The organism is Pseudomonas sp. S5F11 (assembly GCF_019641515.1).
GTDB lineage: Bacteria > Pseudomonadota > Gammaproteobacteria > Pseudomonadales > Pseudomonadaceae > Aquipseudomonas > Aquipseudomonas rhodesiae.
The window spans coordinates 4,710,468-4,736,083 of record NZ_JAIFJZ010000001.1 but is presented as its reverse complement, the minus strand read 5'-3'; the positions used below and the strand labels follow the sequence as shown (position 1 = coordinate 4,736,083).

The 25,616-nt window shown below is 59.7% G+C and carries 25 protein-coding genes, 1 tRNA gene and 1 pseudogene; 12 read left to right on the top strand and 15 right to left on the bottom strand.

All coding sequences use genetic code 11. The annotated features are described in order from the left end of the window. Nucleotides 1-51: 51 nt before the first annotated feature. The 3 genes from yajC to queA are packed head-to-tail and all read right to left on the bottom strand — an operon-like array spanning nt 52 to nt 2,604. Nucleotides 52-390, bottom strand: coding sequence for a preprotein translocase subunit YajC (gene yajC, locus K1567_RS21380; RefSeq protein ID WP_010565221.1), 339 nt, complete (start codon nt 388-390; stop codon nt 52-54). Between the two features lie 43 nt (nt 391-433). After that, on the bottom strand, nt 434-1,549 hold the full coding sequence (gene tgt / locus K1567_RS21375) for a tRNA guanosine(34) transglycosylase Tgt (RefSeq protein WP_010565220.1): 1,116 nt from the start codon (nt 1,547-1,549) through the stop codon (nt 434-436). A 5-nt stretch (nt 1,550-1,554) separates the two neighbouring features. Beyond that, a complete protein-coding gene (queA, locus tag K1567_RS21370; protein WP_034100452.1) occupies nt 1,555-2,604 on the bottom strand; it encodes a tRNA preQ1(34) S-adenosylmethionine ribosyltransferase-isomerase QueA in 1,050 nt (349 codons plus the stop codon). 108 nt (nt 2,605-2,712) lie between these two features. Here queA and K1567_RS21365 point away from each other — a divergent pair. Next, nucleotides 2,713-2,797: transfer RNA gene (locus K1567_RS21365), tRNA-Leu, on the top strand. 196 nt (nt 2,798-2,993) lie between these two features. Here the strand turns inward: K1567_RS21365 and K1567_RS21360 are convergent. Both K1567_RS21360 and K1567_RS21355 read right to left on the bottom strand, forming a co-directional pair. Next, nucleotides 2,994-3,278: a hypothetical protein gene (locus K1567_RS21360; protein ID WP_034100467.1), complete on the bottom strand. Its 285-nt coding sequence runs from the start codon at nt 3,276-3,278 to the stop codon at nt 2,994-2,996. Between the two features lie 42 nt (nt 3,279-3,320). After that, a complete protein-coding gene (locus K1567_RS21355; protein WP_169903787.1) occupies nt 3,321-4,217 on the bottom strand; it encodes a hypothetical protein in 897 nt (298 codons plus the stop codon). A gap of 211 nt (nt 4,218-4,428) precedes the next feature. Here K1567_RS21355 and K1567_RS21350 point away from each other — a divergent pair, with 211 nt between their 5' ends. After that, complete coding sequence (locus tag K1567_RS21350) at nt 4,429-4,758, top strand: hypothetical protein (protein ID WP_034100472.1); 330 nt, start codon at nt 4,429-4,431, stop codon at nt 4,756-4,758. An 81-nt stretch (nt 4,759-4,839) separates the two neighbouring features. Next, nucleotides 4,840-5,211 carry a PH domain-containing protein gene (locus K1567_RS21345; protein ID WP_015885780.1) on the top strand — a complete coding sequence of 124 codons (372 nt, stop codon included), beginning with the start codon at nt 4,840-4,842 and terminating at the stop codon, nt 5,209-5,211. A gap of 36 nt (nt 5,212-5,247) precedes the next feature. On the opposite strand, the gene K1567_RS21340 is transcribed toward K1567_RS21345, so the two are convergent. Beyond that, nucleotides 5,248-5,622 carry a cytochrome c family protein gene (locus K1567_RS21340; RefSeq protein ID WP_184336189.1) on the bottom strand — a complete coding sequence of 125 codons (375 nt, stop codon included), beginning with the start codon at nt 5,620-5,622 and terminating at the stop codon, nt 5,248-5,250. Between the two features lie 196 nt (nt 5,623-5,818). Between K1567_RS21340 and K1567_RS21335 the strand changes: the two genes are divergently transcribed. The 7 genes from K1567_RS21335 to K1567_RS21305 all read left to right on the top strand — a co-directional run bounded on the left by K1567_RS21335 (nt 5,819) and on the right by K1567_RS21305 (nt 14,100). After that, a complete protein-coding gene (locus K1567_RS21335; protein ID WP_034100478.1) occupies nt 5,819-6,199 on the top strand; it encodes a response regulator in 381 nt (126 codons plus the stop codon). 195 nt (nt 6,200-6,394) lie between these two features. Then, nucleotides 6,395-7,009 carry a biliverdin-producing heme oxygenase gene (locus K1567_RS21330; protein ID WP_034100480.1) on the top strand — a complete coding sequence of 205 codons (615 nt, stop codon included), beginning with the start codon at nt 6,395-6,397 and terminating at the stop codon, nt 7,007-7,009. Continuing rightward, nucleotides 7,006-9,249 carry an ATP-binding protein gene (locus K1567_RS21325; RefSeq protein WP_034100482.1) on the top strand — a complete coding sequence of 748 codons (2,244 nt, stop codon included), beginning with the start codon at nt 7,006-7,008 and terminating at the stop codon, nt 9,247-9,249. The genes K1567_RS21330 and K1567_RS21325 overlap by 4 nt, the downstream gene beginning before the upstream one ends. A gap of 150 nt (nt 9,250-9,399) precedes the next feature. After that, nucleotides 9,400-9,603 (top strand): hypothetical protein, encoded by a 204-nt coding sequence (locus K1567_RS21320; protein WP_034100484.1) that lies wholly within the window; start codon nt 9,400-9,402, stop codon nt 9,601-9,603. A 113-nt stretch (nt 9,604-9,716) separates the two neighbouring features. Next, nucleotides 9,717-11,615 (top strand): isoleucyl-tRNA synthetase, encoded by a 1,899-nt coding sequence (locus K1567_RS21315; RefSeq protein ID WP_034100486.1) that lies wholly within the window; start codon nt 9,717-9,719, stop codon nt 11,613-11,615. A gap of 42 nt (nt 11,616-11,657) precedes the next feature. Beyond that, a complete protein-coding gene (locus K1567_RS21310) occupies nt 11,658-12,671 on the top strand; it encodes a sensor domain-containing diguanylate cyclase (RefSeq protein WP_094065537.1) in 1,014 nt (337 codons plus the stop codon). A gap of 175 nt (nt 12,672-12,846) precedes the next feature. Continuing rightward, the gene (locus K1567_RS21305) at nt 12,847-14,100 is read left to right on the top strand and encodes an aspartate aminotransferase family protein (protein ID WP_220698836.1); all 1,254 of its coding nucleotides are present in this window, start codon (nt 12,847-12,849) and stop codon (nt 14,098-14,100) included. Here K1567_RS21305 and K1567_RS21300 read toward each other — a convergent pair. Next, a complete protein-coding gene (locus K1567_RS21300; protein ID WP_184336192.1) occupies nt 14,094-16,118 on the bottom strand; it encodes a c-type cytochrome in 2,025 nt (674 codons plus the stop codon). The genes K1567_RS21305 and K1567_RS21300 overlap by 7 nt on opposite strands. A 252-nt stretch (nt 16,119-16,370) precedes the next feature. On the opposite strand from K1567_RS21300, the gene K1567_RS21295 reads away from it, so the two are divergent. Beyond that, nucleotides 16,371-17,075 (top strand): hypothetical protein, encoded by a 705-nt coding sequence (locus K1567_RS21295; RefSeq protein WP_034100494.1) that lies wholly within the window; start codon nt 16,371-16,373, stop codon nt 17,073-17,075. A 54-nt stretch (nt 17,076-17,129) separates the two neighbouring features. Here the strand turns inward: K1567_RS21295 and K1567_RS21290 are convergent, their stop codons facing one another. From K1567_RS21290 to cyoA, 7 genes are all read right to left on the bottom strand, one after another. Next, the gene (locus tag K1567_RS21290) at nt 17,130-18,212 is read right to left on the bottom strand and encodes a pyridoxal phosphate-dependent aminotransferase (protein WP_040269406.1); all 1,083 of its coding nucleotides are present in this window, start codon (nt 18,210-18,212) and stop codon (nt 17,130-17,132) included. 181 nt (nt 18,213-18,393) lie between these two features. Next, nucleotides 18,394-19,092 (bottom strand): 7-cyano-7-deazaguanine synthase QueC, encoded by a 699-nt coding sequence (queC, locus tag K1567_RS21285; protein ID WP_034100498.1) that lies wholly within the window; start codon nt 19,090-19,092, stop codon nt 18,394-18,396. Nucleotides 19,093-19,195: 103 nt separating this feature from the next. Further along, nucleotides 19,196-20,083: a heme o synthase gene (cyoE, locus tag K1567_RS21280; RefSeq protein ID WP_034100500.1), complete on the bottom strand. Its 888-nt coding sequence runs from the start codon at nt 20,081-20,083 to the stop codon at nt 19,196-19,198. Between the two features lie 11 nt (nt 20,084-20,094). After that, nucleotides 20,095-20,430 carry a cytochrome o ubiquinol oxidase subunit IV gene (gene cyoD, locus K1567_RS21275; RefSeq protein ID WP_003176003.1) on the bottom strand — a complete coding sequence of 112 codons (336 nt, stop codon included), beginning with the start codon at nt 20,428-20,430 and terminating at the stop codon, nt 20,095-20,097. Beyond that, nucleotides 20,430-21,056: a cytochrome o ubiquinol oxidase subunit III gene (locus K1567_RS21270; protein ID WP_024077337.1), complete on the bottom strand. Its 627-nt coding sequence runs from the start codon at nt 21,054-21,056 to the stop codon at nt 20,430-20,432. Before K1567_RS21270 ends, cyoD begins: the two co-directional genes overlap by 1 nt. Before the next feature lie 3 nt (nt 21,057-21,059). Next, entirely contained in the window at nt 21,060-23,078 is a 2,019-nt protein-coding gene (cyoB, locus tag K1567_RS21265) for a cytochrome o ubiquinol oxidase subunit I (RefSeq protein ID WP_034100504.1), read from the bottom strand. Between the two features lie 3 nt (nt 23,079-23,081). Further along, the gene (gene cyoA / locus K1567_RS21260) at nt 23,082-24,023 is read right to left on the bottom strand and encodes a ubiquinol oxidase subunit II (RefSeq protein WP_034100506.1); all 942 of its coding nucleotides are present in this window, start codon (nt 24,021-24,023) and stop codon (nt 23,082-23,084) included. A 27-nt stretch (nt 24,024-24,050) separates the two neighbouring features. Between cyoA and K1567_RS27790 the strand changes: the two are divergent. Continuing rightward, a pseudogene (locus tag K1567_RS27790) lies at nt 24,051-24,340 on the top strand (hypothetical protein). 473 nt (nt 24,341-24,813) lie between these two features. Here the strand turns inward: K1567_RS27790 and K1567_RS21255 are convergent. Next, on the bottom strand, nt 24,814-25,320 hold the full coding sequence (locus K1567_RS21255; protein ID WP_034100508.1) for a disulfide bond formation protein B: 507 nt from the start codon (nt 25,318-25,320) through the stop codon (nt 24,814-24,816). Nucleotides 25,321-25,616 lie beyond the last annotated feature (296 nt).

The following is a 25,616-nucleotide window of genomic DNA, read 5'->3' as shown; positions in this document are numbered from 1 at the left end:
CTTATAACGCGGGGCGCCTTGCGCGCCCCGTCGATTGGTAAAGGTTGTTACTTAGATCGCTTTGAGCGTGCCTTTAGGCAGCGTGGCGGCGATGGCGCCCTTCTGGAACTTCATTTCAACGGTGTCGGAGACTTCCAGTACCACGAAAGCATCGGAAACCTTGGTGATCTTGCCGGCGATACCGCCAGTGGTGACCACTTCGTCGCCTTTCTGCAGGCTGCTGAGCAGGTTCTTCTGCTCTTTGGCACGCTTGGCCTGTGGACGCCAGATCATCAGGTAGAAGATGACCAGGAAGCCGACCAGGAAAATCCACTCGAAACCACCGCCCATAGGGCCCGCAGCGGCAGGCGCAGCGGCGTCGGCCATGGCGTTAGAGATAAAAAAGCTCATTTAGCACTCCAGTTGCAAATAGTGAATCTTAGGGTCGGGAAACTCAGTCCAAGGGCGGCACAGGGAGCCCGCGCTTGGCATAGAAGGCATCGACGAAGGCGGCCAATGTACCCTGTTGAATAGCCTCGCGCAAACCAGCCATCAGGACTTGGTAATGACGCAAATTGTGGATGGTATTCAACATGCTACCCAGCATTTCTCCGCACTTGTCCAGATGGTGCAGATAAGCACGGGAGAAGTTCTGGCAGGTGTAGCAATCACAGGTGGGATCCAGCGGCGAATCATCATGGCGATGGAACGCGTTACGGATCTTCAGCACGCCTGTATCGATGAACAGATGCCCATTGCGGGCATTACGGGTTGGCATCACGCAATCGAACATGTCCACACCGCGGCGCACACCCTCTACGAGATCTTCCGGTTTGCCAACGCCCATAAGGTAACGAGGTTTGTCAGCCGGCATCAGGCCCGGCAGATAATCCAGCACCTTTATCATCTCGTGCTTGGGCTCGCCCACGGACAGACCGCCGATGGCCAGGCCGTCGAAGCCGATTTTGTCGAGGCCTTCCAGCGAGCGCTTGCGCAGGCTTTCATGCATGCCGCCCTGGACGATACCGAACAACGCCGCGGTGTTATCGCCATGGGCGTTTTTCGAACGTTGGGCCCAACGCAGCGACAACTCCATGGACACCCGCGCGACGTCTTCGTCGGCCGGGTACGGCGTGCACTCGTCGAAAATCATCACGATGTCCGAACCCAGGTCACGCTGCACCTGCATCGACTCTTCCGGCCCCATGAACACTTTGGAACCGTCCACCGGCGAGGCGAAGGTTACGCCCTCCTCCTTGATCTTGCGCATGGCGCCCAGGCTGAACACCTGGAAACCACCGGAGTCGGTGAGGATCGGGCCCTGCCACTTCATGAAGTCATGCAAGTCGCCATGCTTCTTGATCACTTCCGTGCCCGGGCGCAGCCACAGGTGGAAAGTGTTGCCGAGGATAATCTCGGCGCCGGTGGCGACGATATCGCGCGGCAGCATGCCCTTGACGGTGCCGTAGGTGCCGACAGGCATAAACGCCGGGGTCTCCACGGTGCCACGCGGGAACGTCAGGCGACCGCGACGGGCCTTACCGTCGGTGGCCAGCAATTCAAACGACATACGACTCATAGTTGTTCCTCTGGGCCGCGCGGCGCCGGGTTACGGGTGATGAACATCGCATCACCGTAGCTGAAAAAACGGTATCCATTTTCGATGGCGGCTTGATAAGCGGCCATGGTCTCGGGATAACCGGCAAATGCCGACACCAGCATCAACAGCGTGGATTCCGGCAAATGGAAGTTGGTGACCAGGCAATCGACCACATGGAACGGTCGGCCTGGGTAAATGAAGATATCGGTGTCGCCGCTAAACGGCTTGAGCACGCCGTCGCGCGCCGCGCTTTCCAGGGAGCGCACGCTAGTGGTGCCCACCGCAATCACCCGCCCGCCGCGCGACTTGCACGCGTTGACCGCGTCCACCACATCCTGAGTGACCTCCAGCCATTCGCTGTGCATATGGTGGTCTTCGATGTTCTCCACACGCACCGGCTGAAACGTGCCGGCCCCCACGTGCAGGGTCACATAGGCAGTCTCGACGCCTTTGGCGGCAATCGCCTCCAGCAGCGGCTGGTCGAAATGCAGCCCGGCCGTAGGCGCGGCCACCGCACCCAGGCGCTGGGAATACACGGTCTGATAGCGTTCGCGGTCAGCGTCTTCATCCGGGCGGTCGATATAAGGAGGCAACGGCATATGGCCGACGCGCTCCAGCAATGGCAGGACTTCTTCGGCGAACTTCAGCTCGAACAGCGCATCATGACGCGCCACCATCTCGGCTTCGCCACCGCCATCGATAAGAAGGCTCGATCCCGGTTTCGGCGACTTGCTGGAGCGCACATGGGCCAGCACGCGATGGCTGTCCAGCACCCGCTCCACCAGAATTTCCAGCTTGCCGCCGGAGGCTTTCTGGCCAAACAGCCGCGCCGGAATCACCCGGGTATTGTTGAACACCATCAGATCACCTGGGCGTAAATGCTCAAGCAAATCAGTGAATTGACGGTGTGCGAGGGCACCGCTTGGCCCGTCCAGGGTCAGCAGTCGACTGGCGTGCCGCTCGGCCAAAGGGTGGCGAGCGATCAGCGAATCAGGGAGCTCAAAAGTAAAGTCAGCAACGCGCATGATGGGGTTCGTCTAGCAGGGCCGGGAAGTCTAGCGGAAATAGTCAAAATTGACCATGAAACGTGATTGACCAACGGTAATCACCTCTCTATACTTCGCCGCCATTGAGCCCTGATGGCGGAATTGGTAGACGCGGCGGATTCAAAATCCGTTTTCGAAAGGAGTGGGAGTTCGAGTCTCCCTCGGGGCACCATCTTAAAAAAAGACCTTGAAATTCAAGGTCTTTTTTTTCGCCTGTCGAAAAGTGGGCAGTCTGCTGATTTATTGCTCAGCGCCTCTTTCAGCTGAAACACAGTTCACTGTAGGAGCTAGGCTCGAAGCGGCAGAGGGGAAAGTCGTAATCGGCCCCGATTACACAACCGGCCGCCCTTGCCGGGCGGCCGGTAAACTTACTTGAACAGCGCAATCACCACGCACGCCAGTGTGATCGCCAGTGCCGGCCATTGCATGGGCAAGAAAAAGAAATGGTGGCGCACGCCATCTTCATGCACTTCCCTATTCAGCACAAAACCCAGCACCGTGTTGATGGCCGAGCCGATCCCCACGCCCATCAGCAGTTGCGTCAACGAGGTGTTGCCCGGCTTGACGCTGGGGTCGGGCCACAACACCATCAGCAACAAAATCATGGCAACCGGTGTGAACAGCGTCAGCCAGCCTGCGCCGCGATAGATCATCGTTTAATCCCTTTATGCACAATCAACGATTACGCGAGCGGTTCACGCCAGCTCGCGCGTTTGGGTTTGAGCCGTGAGCACTGCGTCGAGCGCATGCAGGAACAGGTCGTGGCTCAGGATGCCGGTGGCGATGGTCGACAGGACCGGTTGGCCGCTGTCGTCTTTGATCACCACTTTTTCGCTCCAGGCGTTGAGGTCGACGCTGCGCAATGACGACATCGGCACCTTACGGCCCTGGTATTCCAGGCACTGAGCGCTCACCAGGATGGGCGCCGTGGTGATCTTGAGGAAATTACCGCTCATGCGCTTGCCCCACACTTGGCCGGAGCTGATGCAATTGAACGTCACCGCCCCGCCCGACTCCAGCACACTGAGCACTCCCGGCATGCGCGCGCGGACGTGCAGTTCGCGCACCAATTGCTGGAATTTTTGAAAACCCTTGAGGCTTTCAATCACGCGATGAAACGGCTCGGCGGCCGTGCGACGGTAGGCCAGGTTGGTGATCAAGCCTGTCATCACCGTTTGCCCGGAGCTGAACAGATACAAGTCCTGGATCTCGATAAACGGGGTGTAGTCGCGCTGGCCTTGGTTGATGCGTGCGATGCCATGCTCGTACACATCGTAAGCGGTACTGCGCAATTTCTTATGCCAGGCGTAAAGGCCGAATACACACAGCCCAAGAATGGCCAGAAAGCCACTGGTGAGATTGATCAGCGACTGCCCGCTGCTGAAGTTGATCGTCATGCCCCGGGACGTTGTGACACCGATAGGCCCTTCATTACCCGGCGGCAGGATCGTACCCAGATACAGCACAAATCCCGCGAGCGCCAACAGCGCAACGCCGAGTATCAGGCTGAAAATGAGAAAACCTTTGCCATGGCGAAAGCTCGCGATCAGCTCGCCGGTGGCGGATGAATCAGGTGTGGAGGATGGCTGCATAAGTACTTGCGTCCCTGTAAGTGAGTCAAACGTGCCGATTCAACATCGCACCGGTCCACTGGCTGGCTGCGCGAGCTGGGCACGGCGGGTTGGAACATGGCTAATTAATATCGTTCCGCGGAGCGCTTGAGGTGCAAGCGTTTGAGGTCTTTTTTTTCAGCCGCAGAACAGTGATCATCGCGCTCCGCCCGCACACCGAGGAAGCCCCACCATGGAATTGACGCTGGAAGCTGTTGCGCTCTTCGCACTCAAACTGGTGCATGAAACCGACGGCGGCAGCCCGGTATTGCGCGACGACCCGGCGATGGCCGCGTATGAGCGTGAAGTGTTTGGATTGCTGGTGCGCCAAGGGGACTTGCGCCTGATTCAACGTAAGCTCGATGAATGCGTGATGCAGGCGCTGCAGGCGTTGGGCGGAACGGAGACGGTGTTGGGGCGTGAGTTGGAGAGACTGGCCGCCGACACTCGAAAAGCCTCTACCCTGGAGGAACTCGATGCCCCGCTCGACGCACTCAAGCATTACCTCAAAGCTATCCAGTGACACCTTCCATTGAAGGAACGCGCCTGACCGCGATGAGTGTCAACTTATGCGGCGTCACAGACCGACCACAAGGACCGTTACATGATCGACTTCAACAACAAAGGCTTCTTCAAACTCAAACAAAACAATGAATACGCCGAACGCGTCTCGGCCCTGCTGCTCGATGGCGAAGAAGTGGTGGATGCCTACAAGGCCATGCGCGACGGCGTGGTATTCACCACCAAACGCATCATCGCGGTGAACGTGCAAGGCATCACCGGCAGTAAGAAGGACTTCACATCACTGCCGTACAAAAACATCGTGGCGTATTCGGTGGAAACGTCCGGGACCTTCGACCTGGATTCGGAGTTGGAGATTTACTTTTCATCCCTGGGCAAAGTGAAATTCGAGTTCACTGGGAAGACCTCGATTGTGGAAATCTCGCGGCTGATTTCCAAGCATTTGCTGACGTGATCAATCGGCCAGAAGTATCGCCTGGCGAAGGAGTGCTTACTTGGACGGGAACGTCTCAAGATACGCCAGGATATTTTCTATCTTCTCCTGATCGCTGATACCCCAGAAGATCATCCGCGTGCCGCTCACTACCTTCTTGGGGTCTTCGATGTACGCGGCGAGTTTCTCGCGGGTCCAGACCACGCCGGAGTTTTTCATCGCGTCGGAATACTGGTAGTCATCGGTGGTGCCGGCGGGGCGGTCGATGATGCCATTGAGTTGCGGGCCGAAACCGCCGCGCGCGCCTTCGCCGATGCTGTGGCAGCCGCCGCAGGTCTTGGTGAAGAGCTTACCGCCGGCTTCGGCATCGCCGGCGGCGAAGGCTGGGGCGGTGTTGAGAATCAGGGCGAGGGTCAGTAAGGCGTACTTCATGGGCGACTCCACATCGACGGTTGCGGGAATTATGCCTGGCATCTCCATCCGGATCACCGCCGCCTGCAATACCATCGGTGCAAACACGCAACCTAGACACCCTGAACGACCACCCATCGCCTGGGACACATCCAATCGAACCTATACCGCTGCGCTCCACTCCACCTAACTGAACCCTGATGGTGGAGTAAGGATCATGGCTCAGCCATCGATTTTGGTATTGGAAGACGACGAAATTATTCGGGCGTTGATGGTGGATGTACTGGAGGATTTCGGCGCGATTGTGACGTCGTTTCCCTCAGCGGATGAAGGGATGATTTACCTGGAACGCGAGGACGACCCCGTGGACCTGATTGTCAGCGACATACAAATGCCTGGCCTGCTCAATGGTTATGACTTGAGCCGAGTGGTTGCCCATCGCTGGCCATCAGTGCGGGTGCTGCTGACCTCGGGCAATACAAAAATGGCTGAAGAACTCGGCGGTTCCGTGCGTTTCCTGCCCAAGCCATGGAGCACTGAGCATCTGATCGAATGCGTGCAAACAGCGTTGACCCAGCAAGGTTCGTCTCTGCACTGATAGCGCCGCAATATCACCTCAACCGAACTTCACGGTACTTTGTAAGGTCAGTCATAAGGCAAGGAGCGACTTTTCTGATCCGCTGGTCAGGCTTTTCGCCTTGTGCGTACAGTCAATGGCCATGAGTTGTGTAGAATCGTCGCCCATTTCCACGCGTCATTCATGGCCGGCAGGCCCACAGCTCGAGCTATTTGCATGCTTTCAAAGGCCCATGACGTTGGTGCGCCCTCATTGCTTGACGCGTTACGCACAGGCACCAGCCTGTTGCACGTTGCGCTGGAAAAGCGTCTGCCATTTTTTTCCGAGCGCCTGGATGCCGACGGCTACCGGCGCCTGCTGCAGGCCTATCACGGGTTTTACGCCCCCATTGAAGCGGCGCTGTATGCCAGTGGGCTGATCCCGGCGGGATTCGATACTGCCCTGCGTGTGAAAACGCCAACATTGGTCAGCGACCTGCACGGTCTTGGCCTGGATGACGCCGCTATCAACGCCCTGCCCCACTGCACCGCCCTGCCGCGCCTCGACACCCCTGCGGCGTGCCTCGGTGTGTTGTATGTGCTCGAAGGCGCAACGTTGGGCGGCCAGGTGCTGCGCCGGGAAATGGCCCAGCGCTTTGGCATCGATGCCACCAACGGTGGCGCGTTTCTTGATGTGTATGGCCCTGAGACGGGCCGGCGCTGGAAAGACTTTCTCGATTATCTGGGCATTCAGGCGCTAGACGCCGAAGCCCAACAGCTCGCGGTACATGCCGCCCGTTCGACATTCAGCGGCTTTGAGCGATGGCTCGACAGCCAGGAGGTACTGCTATGAAACCCCAAGATTTTGAACAGCTGCTTGCCAACTGCGCCGACGAACCCATTCGCTTTCCTGGGGCGATTCAGCCTCACGGTGTGCTGCTGACGCTGTCCGAGCCAGACCTGAAGATCATCCAAGTGAGCGCCAACGTCGCTACGCTGTTCAACCGCACGCCCGAGGCGCTGTTGGGCCAGCCGCTGCACAGCCTGATCGGCACCGAACACGCCCAGGCCGTGCAGGCCATGGCCGAACTCAACACCTTTACCGATGCGCCGCCGCTGCACGTGACGCTCAACGGCGCTGAGTTCGAAGGTTTGTTGCACCGCCACCAAAATGTGCTGGTGCTGGAATTCGAACCCCACCTCAAGGATTTTCAACCACGGGCCCTGAACGGTCGCACCAGTGATCTGGGCAAGATGCTGCGCCGCTTGCAGTCGGCAAAAACCCTGGCGGCGCTGTACGACATCAGCGTCACGGAAATCCAGGCCATGACCGGTTATGACCGGGTGCTCATCTACCGCTTCGAAGAAGAAGGCCATGGTCAGGTGATTGCCGAAGCATCCGCTCCGTCCATGGAATTGTTCAACGGGCTGTTCTTCCCTGCGTCTGACATCCCCGAACAGGCTCGCGAGCTGTACCGCACCAACTGGCTGCGGATTATCCCGAACGCCGATTACACGCCGGTGCCGCTGGTGCCCAAATTGCGCCCAGATACCGGCGAACCGCTGGACCTGAGTTTTGCGACGCTGCGCAGTGTGTCGCCGATTCATTGCCAGTACATGCAGAACATGGGCGTGTTGTCGTCCATGAGCATTTCGCTGATGAAAGGCGACAAACTCTGGGGCCTGATCAGTTGCGGCAACCGCACCCCGCTGCTGGTACCGAACGAACTGCGTACCGCCTGCCAGACCATCGGCCAGGTACTCTCGCTGCAGATCAGCGCCATGGAGGCTCTGGACCTGAGCCACCAGCGCGAAGAAAAAGTCGAAGCCTTGGCCCAACTGGACAAAGCCATGAAAGCCTCGGACCACAACGTGTTCGACGGCCTGGCCAAGCAACCGCGCTTGCTCATGGACCTGACCCTGGCCGGCGGCGTGGCGATCATCGAAGACAAACAACTGCACCGCTACGGCAACTGCCCGGAACCGGCGCAGATCCGGGCGTTGCACAAGTGGCTGCAAGCCAGTGGCGAACCGGTGTTCGCCAGCCATAACCTGGCCTCGGTTTACCCTCCGGCGGCGGAGTTTCAGCAAGTGGCCAGCGGCGTATTGGCCATGGGCCTGCCCAAGCCGGTGGACAACGGTGTGCTGTGGTTCCGCCCCGAGGTCAAAGAGAATATCAATTGGAGCGGCGACCCGAAAAAACCGCTGGACCTGGAAAATTCCGACGCTGGTATGCGCCTGCGCCCACGCACGTCGTTTGAAATCTGGAAAGTGGAAATGGCCGGCATCTCCACCAAGTGGAGCCACGGCGACCTGTTCGCCGCCAACGACCTGCGCCGCTCCGCCCTGGAAAACGACCTGGCCCGCCAGGTCGAGCGCGAGCAACAGGCCGTGCGCGCCCGTGATGACCTGGTGGCGGTGGTGTCCCACGACCTGCGCAACCCGATGACTGTCATCTCGATGCTCTGCGGCATGATGCAAAAAGCCTTCAGCTCCGAAGGCCCACACACCTCACGACGTATTTCCTCGGCCATCGACACCATGCAACAAGCCGCCGGGCGCATGAATGTGTTGCTGGAAGACCTGCTCGACACCTCGAAAATCGAGGCCGGCCGCTATGTGGTCAAGCCCGTGGCGCTGGATGTGAACCAGATGTTCGAGGAGGCGTACTCCTTGCTGGCACCGTTGGCGATGGAAAAAGGCATCGACCTGTCATTCAACGCCGAACCTGGCCTGCAGATTAAAGGCGACCCTGAGCGCTTGTTCCAAGTGCTGTCGAACCTGATCGGCAACGCCATCAAGTTCACCCCGCGCCAGGGCAATATCGGCATCAGTGCCATGAGCAACGGCGAGGAAATTGTGTTTTCGGTGCGCGACTCCGGCGAAGGTATTGCCCCAGAGCTGTTGCCGTATGTGTTCGACCGCTACTGGACACAGACCGAAAACAATCCCACCGGCAGCGGGCTGGGGCTGTATATCACCCAAGGCATCGTGCAGGCCCACGGCGGCAAGATCGTGGCTGAAAGTGAAGTGGGCCGTGGCAGTGAGTTCCGATTCACAGTGCCGAAGGTGATGCAGGATGCCCATACCTGATCGGTCCGGCTGTAGGGCTCGATGGGCCTAAACCGCCATTGCCGTTACACGTTGCCATGAGGTGTTTATAGCTCCAGCACCTCGCGCCTCTATAAGTTTGGCCCGGCTTCGCAGACGCGGAGCCCATCTAACTTACAGAAGGATATTTTTATGCTTGGAGCTATCAGTCCGTTCCTAGGCCATCTGCAACTCCCCACCCCACAACACGATGATGTAGCCCTGCAACGCAACAAGCGCAGCCTGGACAGCCACTCACTCCCGCTTGATACCCAGCAAACCGATAACGCCCCACGTCACAACCGGCGCCGAGGCAGCGGCAGCCTGGACAGCCTCGGCAAGGGCAACCTGCTCTAGAGCGGCCTACGGAGGGCAGCCCGCTGCCCTTCGTACACCCCATGCCTTAACAAAACACTGACATTCATTGCGCTAACCTTGCCGGTTCTAGCCTGGCCGGAGCCCATCCCTGCATGCTGCACCCCGACAACCTGCCCGCCGTACTTGCCGGCCCTTTGCTACGACGTCTCGAACCCAGGCGCCTGGTGCTGTGGCTGACTGGCAGTCGTCCCCTGGACCTGACCTTGAAGCTGCAATGGGCCGGACACACGCTGCACATCCCGCTGGATCAAGGCCAGTGCCAAGTCATTCCCATAGGCCGCCAGGCCTTTGTGCACCTGATCGATGTGCCGCTGGACGAAGCGCTGCCTCAGGACGAGGTCATCCACTACGACCTGCTGATCGACGGCCTCGGTATCGCCCATTGGGCGGCGCATCTGCTGTATGCCGACGCGCCATCACCACATTTTGTCCTGCACAGTCGCATCCACCAGCTCGTGCACGGTTCCTGCCGCAAACCTCACCACGCCGCCGAAGACGGCCTGCTCTGCGTCGATCGCCTGCTCGACGATGCGCACACGCTCGATGAGCGTCCAGCCTTGCTGATGATGAGCGGCGACCAGGTTTACGCCGACGATGTGGCCGGGCCGATGCTTAGGGCGATCCACGCACTGATCGCGCGCCTGGGCCTGTTCGACGAACATCTGGAAGGCGCCGTGGTGGACGACAGCGCCAGCCTCTACGGGCACCGCGCCAGCTATTACCATCGCGCGGACCTGCTGCCGGCGCTGGACAGCAATCAGACCCTGCGCGAGCGCTTCTTCGGCGGCGTGAAAAAGCCGATTTTCACCAGCAGCACCGCCGACAACCATCTGGTCACCTTTGCCGAAGTCATGGCGATGTACCTGCTGGTGTGGTCCCCCACGCCCTGGACCTTGATCGAAACCCAAGCGCCGCCACTTAGCCCGGACGAATCGGCGCGCTATGCGCGCGAGCACGTGCCGATCGAGCGCTTTCGCGACGGCCTGCCCGGCGTAGCGCGAGTCTTCGCGCACCTGTCCACCCTGATGATCTTTGACGATCACGACATCACCGACGATTGGAACCTCAGCGCCCAATGGGAAGAAACCGCCTACGGCCACCCGTTTTCCAAACGCATCATCGGCAATGCCCTGCTCGCCTATCTGCTGTGCCAGGGTTGGGGCAACCACCCGGATGCCTTTGTCGAACTGGTGCCGCCCATCCAGGCGCTGACCGCTCACGTCCCCGACAACCATCTCGACGCCGCCGCCCAGGATGGCTTGCTGGCCACGTTGCTCAAATTTCAACAATGGCATTACGTGCTGCCCAGCACGCCCGCCTTGGTGGTGCTCGACACCCGCACCCGGCGCTGGCGCAGTGAGTTCACCCTCAAGCAACCCTCCGGCCTGCTGGACTGGGAAGCTTTGAGCGAACTGCAACAGGAACTGCTGGACCACCCGTCGGCGATCATCGTCTCGCCTGCGCCGATCTTCGGCGTCAAGCTGATCGAGACAGTGCAGAAGGTCTTCAGCTGGTGCGGCCACCCGCTGCTGGTGGACGCGGAAAACTGGATGGCCCACCGGGGCGCCGCCCAGGTGATCCTCAATATTTTCCGCCACTCGCGTACGCCGGGTAACTACGTGATTCTCTCCGGTGACGTGCATTACTCGTTCGTCTATGCCGTGCTGATCCGCCACCGCAATGCCGGCCCCCGGATCTGGCAGATCACCAGCAGCGGCATCAAGAACGAATTTCCCCGGCGCCTGCTGGAATGGTTCGACCGTCTCAACCGCTGGCTATACTCACCCCGTTCGCCGCTCAACTGGTTCACACGCCGTCGCACCATGCAGGTCGTACCGCATGTTCCGGAACATGCCGAGGCCGGCGAACGGTTATGGAACTCGGCGGGCATCGGTCAGGTGTTTTTCAACGAACAAGGTCAACCGGACGCAATCTACCAACACAATGCGAATGGGAAGGCTCGCACACGGATGGTTGCGCCCACGCCATAGCGCGCGGCGGCGCACACAGCGCGCATGCAAGGAGCAAAAGCAATGGGCGATACCTCAGGCAGCAACCCGGCGAAGCAGGATTTCTCGCACCTCAACGCCGACATGCTGCACACCATCCTGGAGCTGGTCAGCGACGGCATTTGGGACTGGAACGCCAACACCGGGTTCGTCTACCGCAATCCGGGCTGGTACGAAATGCTGGGCTACCCGCGGCATGCGCTGGAGAACACGCTGTTCACCTGGGAAAACATCATTCATCCGGAGGACTACCCCCAGGTGATGGCGCTGTTCGATGACTACATCAACCGCCGCGCGCCGCACTACCAAACCGAATACCGTTGCCGAAAAAAAGATGGCAGCTACCTATGGATCGAGGACCGCGGCTACGTGATCGCGCGTAACCCCGACGGTTCGGTGGCGCGCATGGTCGGCGCCCATCGCGACATTCAAGCGCGCAAATATTCAGTCGCCCAACTCGAACAACGCAACCAGTCGCTGGAAGCGCTGGTGGCCGAACGCACCCGTGAACTGGCACGGGTCAACCAGCAACTCAAATTGCAGTTGGACGAAAACCGCGCCTTGGCCGAGCGGGACGCCTTGACCCTGGTTGCCAACCGCTATCGCCTGGAAAAAACCCTGCTGCAAGCGTGCGAACGTGCCCAGCGCTTCCGCCTGCCGCTGGCCCTGATCGCCATGGACATCGATGACTTCAAGCCCATCAACGACCGCTATGGTCACGGCGCTGGCGACCAGACCCTGGTGCGGGTGGTGGAGTGCCTGGAGAGCTGCATTCGCCCGTGTGATCTGCTGGCACGCTGGGGTGGCGATGAATTCATGGTGATCCTGCCCGAAAGCACCCTGGAAACGGCCAAGGCGTTGGCCGAGCAGATCTGCCGCAAGATACGCACCATACAGGCACCCGGCGACTTCGCCGTCACCCTGAGCCTGGGCGTGGCCGAGCGCCACGCGGATGAATCTCCCGCTGCCCTAATGGAGCGCGCCGATCAAGCGTTGTATCGCGCCAAGGCCGCGGGCAAGGCCGGGGTGTCGGAATAACCGGAGGCGTCAGCGCAGCGGCGCGCACTTGAGCAGTGTCGACCGGTTTATCCGCCCCCCCTTCGGCAGTAGCTCCTTCCGATTTGGAATGACCCAAAGACTTTATTTCGTTTGCGACAGGCCCCGGCGGGCGGCTTAGATAAAAAACGCCCCGCCACTGCCGAGTCCCGGATTCATGAGCCACGCCACCGTCAGCCAGTCGATTTCCATCGTCCACCCCATCAGCCTCAGCCACGGCAAGAACGCCGAAGTGTGGGATACCACAGGCAAGCGCTATATCGACTTCGTCGGCGGCATCGGTGTGCTCAACCTCGGCCATTGCCACCCGCAGGTAGTCGAGGCGATTCGCGAGCAGGCTACTCGGCTCACGCACTATGCCTTCAACGCCGCGCCGCACGCGCCCTACATCGAGCTGATGGCACGCCTGAGTGATTTTATCCCTGTGAGCTACCCGGTCAGCGGCATGCTCACCAACAGCGGCGCGGAAGCGGCGGAAAACGCTTTGAAGATCGTGCGCGGCGCCACCGGCCGCACTGCGGTGATCGCCTTTGACGGTGCCTTCCATGGCCGCACCCTGGCCACCTTGAACCTTAACGGCAAGGTCGCGCCCTACAAGCAAAAGGTCGGCGTACTGCCCGGCCCGGTGTATCACCTGCCGTATCCCAGCGCCGACAACGGCGTGACCTGCGCCGACGCACTGAAGGCCATGGAGCGTTTGTTCAGCGTGGAAATCGATGTGGAAGACGTCGCCTGTTTCATCATCGAACCGGTGCAGGGCGAAGGCGGCTTCCTGGCCCTGGACGTCGAATTTGCCCAGGCGCTGCGGCGTTTCTGCGACGAGAAACAGATCCTGCTGATTGCCGACGAAATCCAATCGGGCTTCGGCCGTACCGGTCAACGCTTCGCGTTTTCGCGCCTGGGCATTGAGCCGGACTTGATCTTGCTGGGCAAAAGCATTGCCGGCGGTGTACCGCTGGGGGCGGTGGTCGGGCGCAAAAACCTGATGGACAACTTGCCCAAAGGCGGCCTGGGCGGTACGTACTCCGGCAACCCTATCGCCTGCGCGGCGGCGCTGGCCACCCTGGAGGTGATGACGGACGCAAACTTGCACGCGTGGGGCGCGCAGCAGGAAGCCGCGATTGTCCGCCGCTACGCGACCTGGCGCGACCAAGCGCTGTCGCCCTACCTCGGGCGCATGACCGGCGTCGGCGCCATGCGCGGCATCGAACTGGCCAACGCCGACGGCACGCCGGCGCCCCGGCAATTGACGCAACTGCTCGGCCTGGCGCGGGACGCCGGGTTGCTGCTGATGCCCAGCGGCAAGGCGCGGCACATCATCCGCCTGCTGGCACCGCTGACCACAGAGCCGGCGGTGCTGGAAGAAGGGCTGGATATCCTTGAAGCCTGCTTCAAGCGCCTGGATCAGTAGCGCGCATCTACCGGTTTGCCGCCGTTCGGCCAGTCTTTGACCTTGTCCGGGAAGTCCGGACGCGGCTGCCCGGAAAAGTACGCCGCGACGTCCACCGCTTCCTGTTCCGTCAAGCCACCCTGCCCCAGCGGGAAGCGCTCGTGGAAGCCAATCGGCATGTTGCGTTGGACGAACGCGGCGGCCGTGTAGGTGCGCGCCATCCCCGCACCGATATTGAACGACTGCTCGCCCCACAGCGGCGGGTAGATCCATTCACCGTCGGCACGGGTCAGGCCCTGGCCATTGTCGCCATGGCACACCGCGCATTGCTTGGCGTACACCGCTTTGCCATTGGCCAGGTCGGGTTTGAGCGTCGGGTCGACCTTACCCACGCCGCGCCCGGCGACTTTGTCCTGCGGGCGGGTGTTGTTTTTCATCCAGTCGAAATACGCCACCATCGCCTGCATATCCGCCGATTGCGGCGCCAGCGGCTTGCCGTTCATGGACCGGCGGAAACAGCCGTTGATGCGCTCCTCCAACGTGATCACCTTGCCGGCACGCGGGGCATAACCGGGGAAAAACGCCGACACCCCTACGAACGGCGATCCATCGGCCACCGTGCCTGCGTTGAGATGGCAACTGGTGCAGTTCAGCGCGTTGCCGACATTGTCCGGCAGCAGTGCCTTGGTCTGCAGATGCAACCGCATGCCACGCAGCACCTGGTCGGCATTCGGCGCGGCCAGCAACTCGGCCAGACGCGGAGTTTGGAACGCGGACATGTCACTGCTGGCCGGGTTGAGCTGCTCGCGCAGGGTTTTCACCTGCGCGGGGCTGACCGGCGTGCCCTGGTTGCCCCAGTGGGTGCGCACAAAACTGAGGATCTCGGCGATCTCCTGGTCGGCCAGCCGCGCGAACCCAGGCATGGTGTAGACCCGCGGATGGGTGGCGGTTTGCGCGGTTGCCCAGCCGGTGAGGGTGATATGCAAAAGAGATGTTGGGTTAGCGGCGACCACGCTCGGGTTGCCGGCCAACGGCGGGAACAGGCCCTTCACGCCGGCACCGTCACTGCGGTGGCAGTCGCTGCAGAACTGCATGTAGCCCAGGCCGCCACGACTGCTGAACAGGTCGTCAGGCACGGCAGCCGGGGCTTTGGCCACGGCAGGCATCGGCAGATCCTCCTGGCCCGCCGGCAGGGATTTTAAGTAACGGGCGATGGCAATCAGGTCGTCATCACTGAAATGCTGGGTGCTGTGATGGATCACATCGGCCATGTTGCCCGACACTGTGGCAAAACGGTTTTGCCCGGTCTTGAGCAGTTGCACGGTGTCGTCAACGGTCCACAGGTTGCGCAGGCTCAAGGCGCGCCAATGCTCGACGGTTTCCCCCGCCAGGTAGTGCTGGCCGCCGCGCTCGGTATCGCTCATGGCTTTTTCCTGGAACGCGATGCCCCTCGGCGTATGGCACGAGCCGCAATGCCCCAGGCCCTGAACCAAGTAGGCGCCACGGTTGAGCCCCGCGTCGCGGCCCGGATCGGGTTGGAAGGGTTGCTTGTCGAGAAAGGCGAAATTCCACAGCGCCAAGCCCCAGCGCTGATTGAACGGAAAGCCCATGTCCGCCGGCAGGTTGTCCTGGCGGACCGCCGGCACGCCCTGCATCAGGTAGGCGTACAACGCGCGCATGTCCTCTTCGCTGATCTTCGCGTAGGACGGATACGGCATCGCCGGGTACAAGTTCATACCACTGGGGGTAACGCCTTCGCGCATGACGCGGTCGAACTGCTCGAAGGTGTAGCGCCCGATGCCTGTCTCGGCATCGGGCGTGATATTGCTGGAGTAGATCGTCCCCATCGGCGTACTCAACGCCAGTCCGCCGGCCATCAGCGCGCCTGGCTTGGCGGTGTGACAGGCAATGCAGTCGCCGAGTTGGGCGACGTAGTGGCCGCGTTCGAGCAGAGGGGTGTCGGGCGTGCTGGCGTGCAGCGAGAGGGACAGGCACATCAGCATCCCCACGAAGCTGACGCGTAAGAGGGCAAACATCATCGCAATAGTCCTTTAAGAACCTGGCGTGGAGCGGTCTCCTCGGCGCAGGTCTGCAATTGTTTTTATGCGTTCTCAGGCAAATAGTCGGGGGCGCAATCAGCCCCAAGGTTGTTGTAAACCACTCTCCGGCATGGCCTTTTGATATGGATCAGCGGAACGCCGAAGGCAGTGTGCCGCCTTGACCTGACTGACCTGCCCCTTGAAAATGCGCGACGCTTTTTTGTCTCCGTTTATTGAAGTAGTGAACTATTAATGTCCGATTCCTACACCGCAGAATCCGTCGTCGCCTTGGCCTCCAAAGCTGAATACGAAAACGCCATCAATCTTTCACAGCATGTGCCAGCGGCCAAGACCATCAGCGAGATGGTGCTGGACGCATTTCACACTTCCAAGGAGAGCGACCAGATCCGCGAACTGCGCGTCGCCATCCGCCAGGCCCACGATGCGTTCGACGACGACAAGGCCTACGACCTGATGGGCCAGCTCAAGCAACTCAAGGACGCCGAAGCCGCCGACAACCTGGCCCTGGAAGACTTAAGCAGCAAGTTCTCCATCAGCCGCATCCTGTCCAGCTTCAAGGACGACCCCGAGTTTCAGGAACTGGTCTACGGCCTGGCCCTCAAGGTGCTGAACCAGACCCATCAAGCCATCAGCAACCCGAGCGCCGGCAAGGGCAAGGCGGCACGCGCCAAGAAAGACGCCGAAGTGTTCGTGATCAGCAAGGACGGCATCAGCGTCACCCTGCCGCTGCGCACGCCACGCTCCAAGCTGAACGTGGACCGTGAAGCGTTCGAGTTTCTAGGGTTCAGCTTTGTGGGCGAAGGGGATGACGCCGAGCTGGAACGTGAGTCGTTCACCGACAACAACGGCGCCGAGTTGCCGGTCAACCGCAAGAACGTGGTGAATGCCTTGCAACAGAAGACCGCATTTGATGGGTACAGCATCGCGCAGCAATAACACCTGGGACTTCATTGAGGGAGGAGCGTCGCCCTTCCCTCATGGAGTCCTGCGCTAAACCCGCGCGGCAAACACCTCACGAAAGCGCGCCATCTCCTGCTTGTTCCCCACTGTCACCCTTACCCACTGCGGCCAGTTCTGCCACACCCGGCCGATCAATACGCCTTCGGCGGCGAGCTTTTCGATGACCTGCTGCGCGGGCTGCTTGACGTCGATCATGAAGCAATTGCTGTGGGAAGCGGTGCAAGTGAAACCACGGCCCTTGAGCCAGGCCAGGGTTTCATCGCGTAACTGGGCATTGAGGGCTTTACGCTGGGGCAGCAGTTTGACGTCCTCCAGGCTGGCAAGGCCGCCAAGCAACGACGAGCCCGCCGGCACATTGTCGCCGCCAAACACCGCCAGCCGCTCCAGCAACGTCGGGTGGCCGATGGCCAGGCCCAGGCGTGCGCCCGCCATGCCGTAGATTTTCGAGAAGGTGCGCAGCACCAGCAGGTCGTCGTGGTCCTTGACCCAACTGACCACGCTCGGGGCGTCGGCGAAGTCGATGTAAGCCTCGTCCACCACCAGCACGCTGCCCTTGGGCTTGTTCGCCAGTGCGTCGCGAATGGCCTGGGTGGGAGTCAGGGTGCCGGTGGGGTTGTTGGGGTTGCACAGGTAGAGCATGCCGGCCTGGGGGGCGGCGGCGAGCATGGCGGGGATATCGTGGGCGTGGTGGGCGTCGAGGTTCACTTCATGCACCGGCGCCTTGTGCGCTTCGGCGGCCTGGCGCGGTACTTCGTAGGATGGCGTGGCCATTACCAGGCCACGGGTATCGCTGGTGAACGCCAGCACCGCATAACGCAACGCCGCCATGGAGCCTGAAAACACCGCCACCTGTTCTTCGGCAATGCCCTGTTGCTGAGCGAACAATGCGGCCAATGCATACATGTGGTTGTACGGGTAGCGCCCGGCAGTGGCGATGCCGCGCTGCATCGCCTCACGGGCTGCCAGGGCTGGACCGTAGGGGCTTTCGTTGTAGTTGAGACGGACCTTGTCGGCCTTGGCCGGCGGCGTCGCCGCGACCGCCCAGTCCAAGCGCCCCAGCAAGGGCAAGGCGGCGCTGAAGGCGAGAAGGGACCGACGACTCACGCTGACCATGGTGACTACTCCTTGTAGGCGGGTGATGGATTCGCACAGTGCGTACAGAGGGGTATGACGAGATAAGCGTGGGCAGATTTAACCTGACGCCCGAGAAAAACCCACATCACCGCAGAGCAGGAACAGGGTCGCAGTGGGGAGGAGCATTGCGCACCCTCCCCCACGCTAAGGCCGAATAGCCCTAGTTGAGCTGCAACTTATGCTTGAGGCTGTGCATGACCTGCGCCTTGTTCTGCAGGTATTCGTTCAGGCCGCGAGCGCGCAGGTTGCAGGCGTCGCATTCGCCGCAGCCGGTGCCGATCACGCCGTTGTAGCAGGTCAAGGTGTGTTCGCGCACCAGATCCAACTGATGGTGGTAATCGGCCAGGGCCCAGGTCTCGGCCTTGTTCAGCCACATCAGCGGCGTATCCAGCCGTACGTCGTACTCCATGCCCAGCTTGAGCGCCTGGTTCAGGGCTTTGACGAACTCATCGCGGCAGTCGGGGTAGCCCGAGAAGTCGGTTTCGCACACGCCAGTAATGACCGTCTCGGCCTTGACCTGGTACGCGTAGATCGCCGCCAGGGTCAGGAACAGGATATTGCGCCCCGGTACAAAGGTGCTCGGCAGGCTTTCGCCGGAACTGTTCACGGTGGGCACGGGGATGTTGTCGCGGGTAAGACTACTGATGGCCAACTCGTTGAGCAGGGACACATCCATCACTTTGTGCACCGTGGCGCCCAGTTGCTTGGCTAGCTGGCGGGCCACTTCGATTTCCGCCACATGGCGCTGGCCATAATCGAACGTGATGCAGTGCACTTCGTCATACAACGCCAGTGCCTGGATCAGGCAGGTCGTCGAGTCCTGCCCGCCACTGAACACCATTACGGCTTTTTTACTCATCGCTGTGCTTCCTGGATGCGTGGAATGGGGGATAGTTTAGAGGCCATGCCATAAAAAACCCCGCGCTTCTTGCGAAGGCGGGGCCTTTTACTGCTCGGACCACTCAGTGGGCGTAGGTCAGCAAAAGCTCTTTCGGTACTTGGAAATCCAGGGACATCATCACGCTCAGCGCGGTGATGGTGAAGATCGAGAACACGAACAGCTTGCGCGCCCAGACGGTGTCGTCCACCGCCTTGTAGCCGGTCCACGCCATGTACAACCAGTACATGCCCATGGCGGCGGCGACGGCGAGGTAGCTCATGCCGGCGTAGCCGCTGAAGGTCAACATCAAGGTCGCCACAAGGAAGGCCAGGATGTAGAGCAAGATGTGTTTCTTGGCCACCTGGATGCCACGTTTTACCGGCAGAACCGGGATCGACGCAGCCAGGTAGTCATTGAAGCGGAAAATCGCGATGGCGTAGGAATGCGGCATCTGCCACAGGCTGAACATCACCAGCAGCGTCAGCGCGGCCATGTCGAAGCTATTGGTCACAGCCACATAACCAATCACCGGCGGCATCGCCCCCGACAGACTGCCCACCAGCGTGCCGTGAACCGACTTGCGCTTGAGGTACAGGCTGTAGAGGCCGACGTAGATGACAAAACCGATCACGGCAAACAACGCCGCCAACGGGTTGGCCACCTTGTACAACAGGGCCACACCGGCAACACCCAGGACGGTCGCGTAGACCAGTGCCAGTTTCAGGGAGATAAGGCCCTGCACCAGCACACGGTTCTTGGTGCGTTCCATCTTGATATCGATGTCACGGTCGATGCAGTTGTTGAAGACACAACCGGAAGCTACCACCAGGGATGTGCCGATCATTGCAGCCAGGAAGATGGCCAGATCGACATGTCCCTTGGAGGCCAGGAAGAAACCGCCCGCCACAGAAAGCACGTTACCGAAAATGATCCCCGGTTTGGTGATTTGGATAAAGTGCTTAAGCGACATCGGGTCTTACCTCACTTCGCCATCATGTAGGTGTGGATGCTGAACATGATCCACAGCGACAGACCAACCAGCAGAACGATCACCAGGCCGGCGAACACGAACGCAATCACGTTCTCGCGCTGGGCCTCGGAGCGGTCCAGGTGCAGGAAGTACACCAGGTGAACCAGTACCTGAATCACTGCGAACGCCAGGACGATCATCAAGGTGATCGACTTCGGCAGGGTCGGGTACATCACCAGGCCGAACGGGATCAGGGTCAGGATGACCGACAGGATGAAGCCGATAGCGTAAGACTTGACGCTGCCGTGGCTTGCATCGTGGCTGTCATGGGAGTGTGCATTAGCCATTACAGAGTCCCCATCAGGTAGACAACGGTGAATACGCAGATCCAGACCACGTCCAGGAAGTGCCAGAACAGGCTCAGGCAGCTCAGGCGGGTCTTGTTGGTGTTGGTCAGGCCGTGCTTATTGACCTGATACATCATCACCGCCATCCACAGCAGACCGGCCGAGACGTGCAGACCGTGGGTGCCGACCAGCGTGAAGAACGCCGACAGGAAACCGGAACGGTGCGGGCCGTAGCCTTCGGAGATCAGCAGGTGGAACTCGTTGATCTCCATGCCGATAAAGCCCAGGCCGAACAGGAAGGTCAGCGCCAACCAGCTCAGCACGCCTTTCTTGTTGCCCTTGTAGAAGGCCAACATGGCGAAGCCGTAGGTGATCGAACTGAACAACAGCAAGGCGGTTTCGCCGAGCACGTAAGGCAGTTCGAAGATGTCGTGGCCCGACGGGCCACCCGCTACGTTGTTTACCAGTACCGCGTACACCGCGAAGATCGACGCAAACAAGATGCAGTCGGTCATCAGGTAGAGCCAGAAACCGAAGACGGTCATTGGCCCCGAGTCGTGGTGATGGTCATCGTGCCCATGGTCATCGACATGGGCGTGTCCAGCATTGGTCACTAAGTTCGACATGGTTTAAGCCTGTTCCAACGAGGTTTCTACACGGTTGGCCGGGATTTTCTTCTCGGCGACCAGGCGAGCGTGCTGCTCGGCTTCGATGCGTTCGATCGTTTCGACCGGCACCATGTAGCCTTGATCATCACGTGCGGCGTGGACGATGAAGTAACCGATGGTACCCACCAGGCTCACGATCGCCAGCCACCAGATGTGCCAGATCATCGCGAAACCGAACACGGTCAACAGCGCACCCATCACCACGCCAGTGGCGGTGTTGCTTGGCATGTGGATCGGTTCGTAGTGTTTAGGCTTCTGGTACGCAGTACCGTCTTCCTTGGCTTCGGTGAACGCATCGATCGTGTTCGCAGTCGGGATCACGGCGAAGTTGTAGAACGGTGGTGGCGACGAGGTCGACCATTCCAGGGTGTGGCCGTTCCATGGGTCGCCGGATTCGCACATGTTCTGCTTGCGATCACGCACGCTGACATACAGCTGGATCAGCTGGCAGGCGATACCCACCGCAATCATCACCGCACCGAACATGGCGACGTACAGGTACGGCACCCACTCAGGGTTGGTGGTGGCGTTCAGACGACGGGTCATGCCCATGAAGCCCAGTGCATAAAGCGGCATGAACGCGACGAAGAAGCCCGAGATCCAGAACCAGAACGCAGCCTTGCCCCAACCTTCGTGCAGCTTGAAGCCGAACGCTTTCGGGAAGTAGAAGCTGAAACCGGCGATGTAACCGAATACCGCACCGCCGATGATCACGTTGTGGAAGTGCGCGATCACGAACAGGCTGTTGTGCAGCACGAAGTCAGCACCCGGGATGGCCAGCAGTACGCCGGTCATGCCGCCGATGGCGAAGGTCACCATAAAGCCCAGGGTCCACAGCACCTGGCTGGTGATGCGCAGACGGCCGTGGTAGATGGTGAACAGCCAGTTGAATAGCTTCACCCCCGTCGGGATGGAAATCAGCATGGTTGCCAAGCCGAAGAAGGCGTTGACGCTGGCCCCCGAACCCATGGTGAAGAAGTGGTGCAGCCACACCATGAAGCCCAGTACGGAAATTGCGCCCGATGCGTAAACCATCGAGTGGTGACCGAACAGGCGCTTGCCGGTAAAGGTCGAGATCACTTCGGAGAAGATACCGAACGCTGGCAGGATCAGGATGTACACCTCAGGGTGACCCCATGCCCAGAACAGGTTCACGTACATCATTGGATTGCCACCAAGTTCGTTGGTGAAAATGTGGAAATCCAGGTAACGGTCAAGCGACAGCAGCGCCATGGTTGCGGCCAGGATCGGGAACGAAGCCACGATCAGGACGTTTGCCCAGGTGCAGGTCCAGGTGAAGATCGGCATGTCCATCAGTTTCATGCCAGGAGCGCGCATTTTCAGGACGGTGGCCAGGAAGTTGACCCCCGTCAGCGTCGTCCCTAGCCCTGATAGCTGTAGCGCCCAGATGTAGTAGTCCACACCCACACCAGGGCTGTACTGAATGCCCGACAGCGGCGGATACGCAACCCAACCGGTCTTGGCGAATTCGCCGACGCCCAGGGATACGTTGATCAGCACCACGCCGGAAACCAGCAGCCAGAAGCTCAGGGAGTTCAGGAACGGATAGGCCACGTCACGCGCGCCGATCTGCAGCGGCACTGCCAGGTTCATCAGGCCGGTGAAGAATGGCATCGCCATGAAGATGATCATGATCACACCGTGAGCGGTGAAGATCTGGTCATAGTGTTCAGGTGGCAGGTAGCCAGGCGAACCCTCGGTGGCCATGGCCAACTGGGTACGCATCATGATGGCGTCGGCAAAACCGCGCAGCAGCATGACCATGGCGACGATGATGTACATCACGCCGATTTTCTTGTGGTCGACTGAAGTCAGCCACTCGGTCCACAGGTAGGTCCACTTCTTGAAGTAAGTGATACCCGCGAACAGTGCCAGACCACCCAGCGCGATCATGGCGATGGTCACCATCACGATCGGCTCGTGGAACGGGACCGCATCCCAACTTAATTTACCAAACATCGTTTACTCCTCTGCCCCAGCAGTTGAATGCGCGCCCGTCTCAGAACCTTCAACCGCGGCCACTTCTTTCTTCTCGTGCTTGACCGGCTTGCCTGGCTTCATACCTTCGTACTTGTCGACGATTTTCTGAAACAGGTTCGGCTCGTACGAGGAGTACAGCGCGACAGGGTTGTTCTGGCTTGGTTTGGCCAGGGCGTCGTATTCAGCTTGATCAAGCTGTTTAGGTGCGGCCTTGACTTCGGCTACCCAGGCGTTGAAGTCTTCCTGGCTCGTCGAGATCGCTTTGAATTTCATGCCGGTGAAGCCAGCGCCGCTGTAGTTGGCGGAGATGCCTTCCATTTCAGCTTTCTGGTTGGCGATCAGGTGCAGCTTGGTCTGCATGCCTGCCATCGCGTAGATCTGGCCGCCCAGGGCTGGGATGAAGAACGAGTTCATCACGGCGTCGGAGGTGATCTTGAAGTTCAGCGGAGTGTGCTCCGGGAAGCGGATCTGGTTAACCGTGGCAATACCTAGGTCCGGGTAGATGAACAGCCACTTCCAGTCCAGCGCGACCACTTCGATATTGATCGGCTTGGCGTCCGATTCCAGCGGACGGTACGGGTCCAGCGCGTGGGTGGACTTGTAGGTCACATAACCCAGGGCAATGATGATGAGGATCGGAACCAGCCACACCGCGATTTCGATCTTGGTGGAGTGCGACCACTTCGGCGCGTAGGTGGCGCTGGTGTTCGACGCGCGGTATTTCCAGGCGAAGGCGAAGGTCATGATGATCACAGGGACCACGACCAGCAGCATCAGCAGGGTGGCGGTGATGATCAGGTTTCGTTCATCCAGACCGACCTGTCCTTTTGGGTCGAGCAAGGTCCACTTGCAGCCTCCCAGCATTAACATCATGCCAAGCAGCGGCAAAAAGCCTAGTAATCGGGGGTACCTGTTTTTACTCATCTCACGACCTCTAAAGCAGCTTGCGCAATGCAGTTGGGTTTTGATCGCCAACACTTCACCCTGCCAAGGGTTGGCATTTCTCTTCGATTGAATAAGAGCCTGCTCGCACGCCATGAATGGACGATTTACGAGCCTGCGGTGAGTTCTTATTCGATTTCGTGGTTAAAGGCCTTGTTACAGACCAATTCCATTTGGTGCGGATAGTTGAAAGGCTGCCGGAACCTGGGGTCGCACAGAGCCATCCATCTGCCCCTCGACCGCTCCAATGCTCAAATATTGAACAGCACCGGACATTCAGTGCGGGCGATTGTAGTTAGCTAGCGATGTATAAACCATGTCTTATAAAGAAATAATTTTTATCGAAAGCAGCAATAATCCTTCACCAAAATTGCAAAGGTCGGGGATCTTATCGTGTTCGATTCTCAACAAAAACCACAAAAATTGCCGTGTTATAGGGCAATCCGCCACATCCCTTACCCTCTGTAAGGGCTTGCCAAAGCCATCCAAGTCCCCATAAAACAAGGCATTCGGACATCATCGAATGGCGCGGACGGCGCGTAGTTCCTGACATAGGCCAGACGATGAAGTGACAGCACAATTTGACCGTTCGGTGCAAATTTAAGCGGGGTTGCGGGGGATCAGAAATGTCCTGCGACAGCTTCCGTGTGACAACATGTCGCACACTGCGCGCAGCGGAAATTGTCCGACGTCATGCTCTGTTCATAAAAGCCTACCTGCGAAAACGCCCCGGCCCTCCAGCGGAGGAACCGGGGCGTTTTCGTGTAGGGGCTCAGGCCGTGTGACGGCGATTGCGGTAAATGCCCAGCGGCACCAGGATCACGGTCAGCACAAAAGCCACCAGCGCCCATTGCGCCAGGGACAGCCCAAGGATCGGTGGGTAAGGCGTGCTGCAGAAACCATCGACCTGAAAGCCCAGCGGGAAGACCTTGGCCAGCGGCAGGTCATCGACGATGGGCTGCAGCACATCGACGCCACAACTGACCTGGGGAAAGAACTGGGTATACACATGATGGCCCGCCGCTGCGACCCCGCCGAGGGCGCTGAGGATCACCAAGCCTTCGAAAAACGTGAGGGCGCCTTTGCGGGGCATGGCGGCGCCGATAAAGGCGAAGATGGCAATCAACAACAAGGCATAACGCTGCAAGATGCACAGTGGGCAAGGCGCTTCGCCCAACACCACCTGCATGTACAAGGCCCCGCCGATCAACGCCAGGCAGATGATGCCCAGCAACACCAGAAAGCGCCGCTCCCTGCCTAAACGCAATTCGTCACTCATCTCCGTTTCCCTTTGTTTGGTTGTGCCTGTAGGCGCGAGTTTACACACAGGCAGTGGTTTAAACAGAGACGGGTTAACGGCGGATTAATCGCGAGAAATGGAAAACCAAATGTGGGAGGGGGACTGGCTGATGCACCCCTATCGGACGCAGAGGTATTGGGCAGAGACATCTACACATCTTCGCTGTAAACAGAAAGTGACGTTCTTGTAGTGAGCGGGCTTGCCCCGCGCTGGGGCGCGAAGCGGCCCCACTCCAGGCGATGTAAATTTCACCTGACACATCGAGGTCCCTGGGT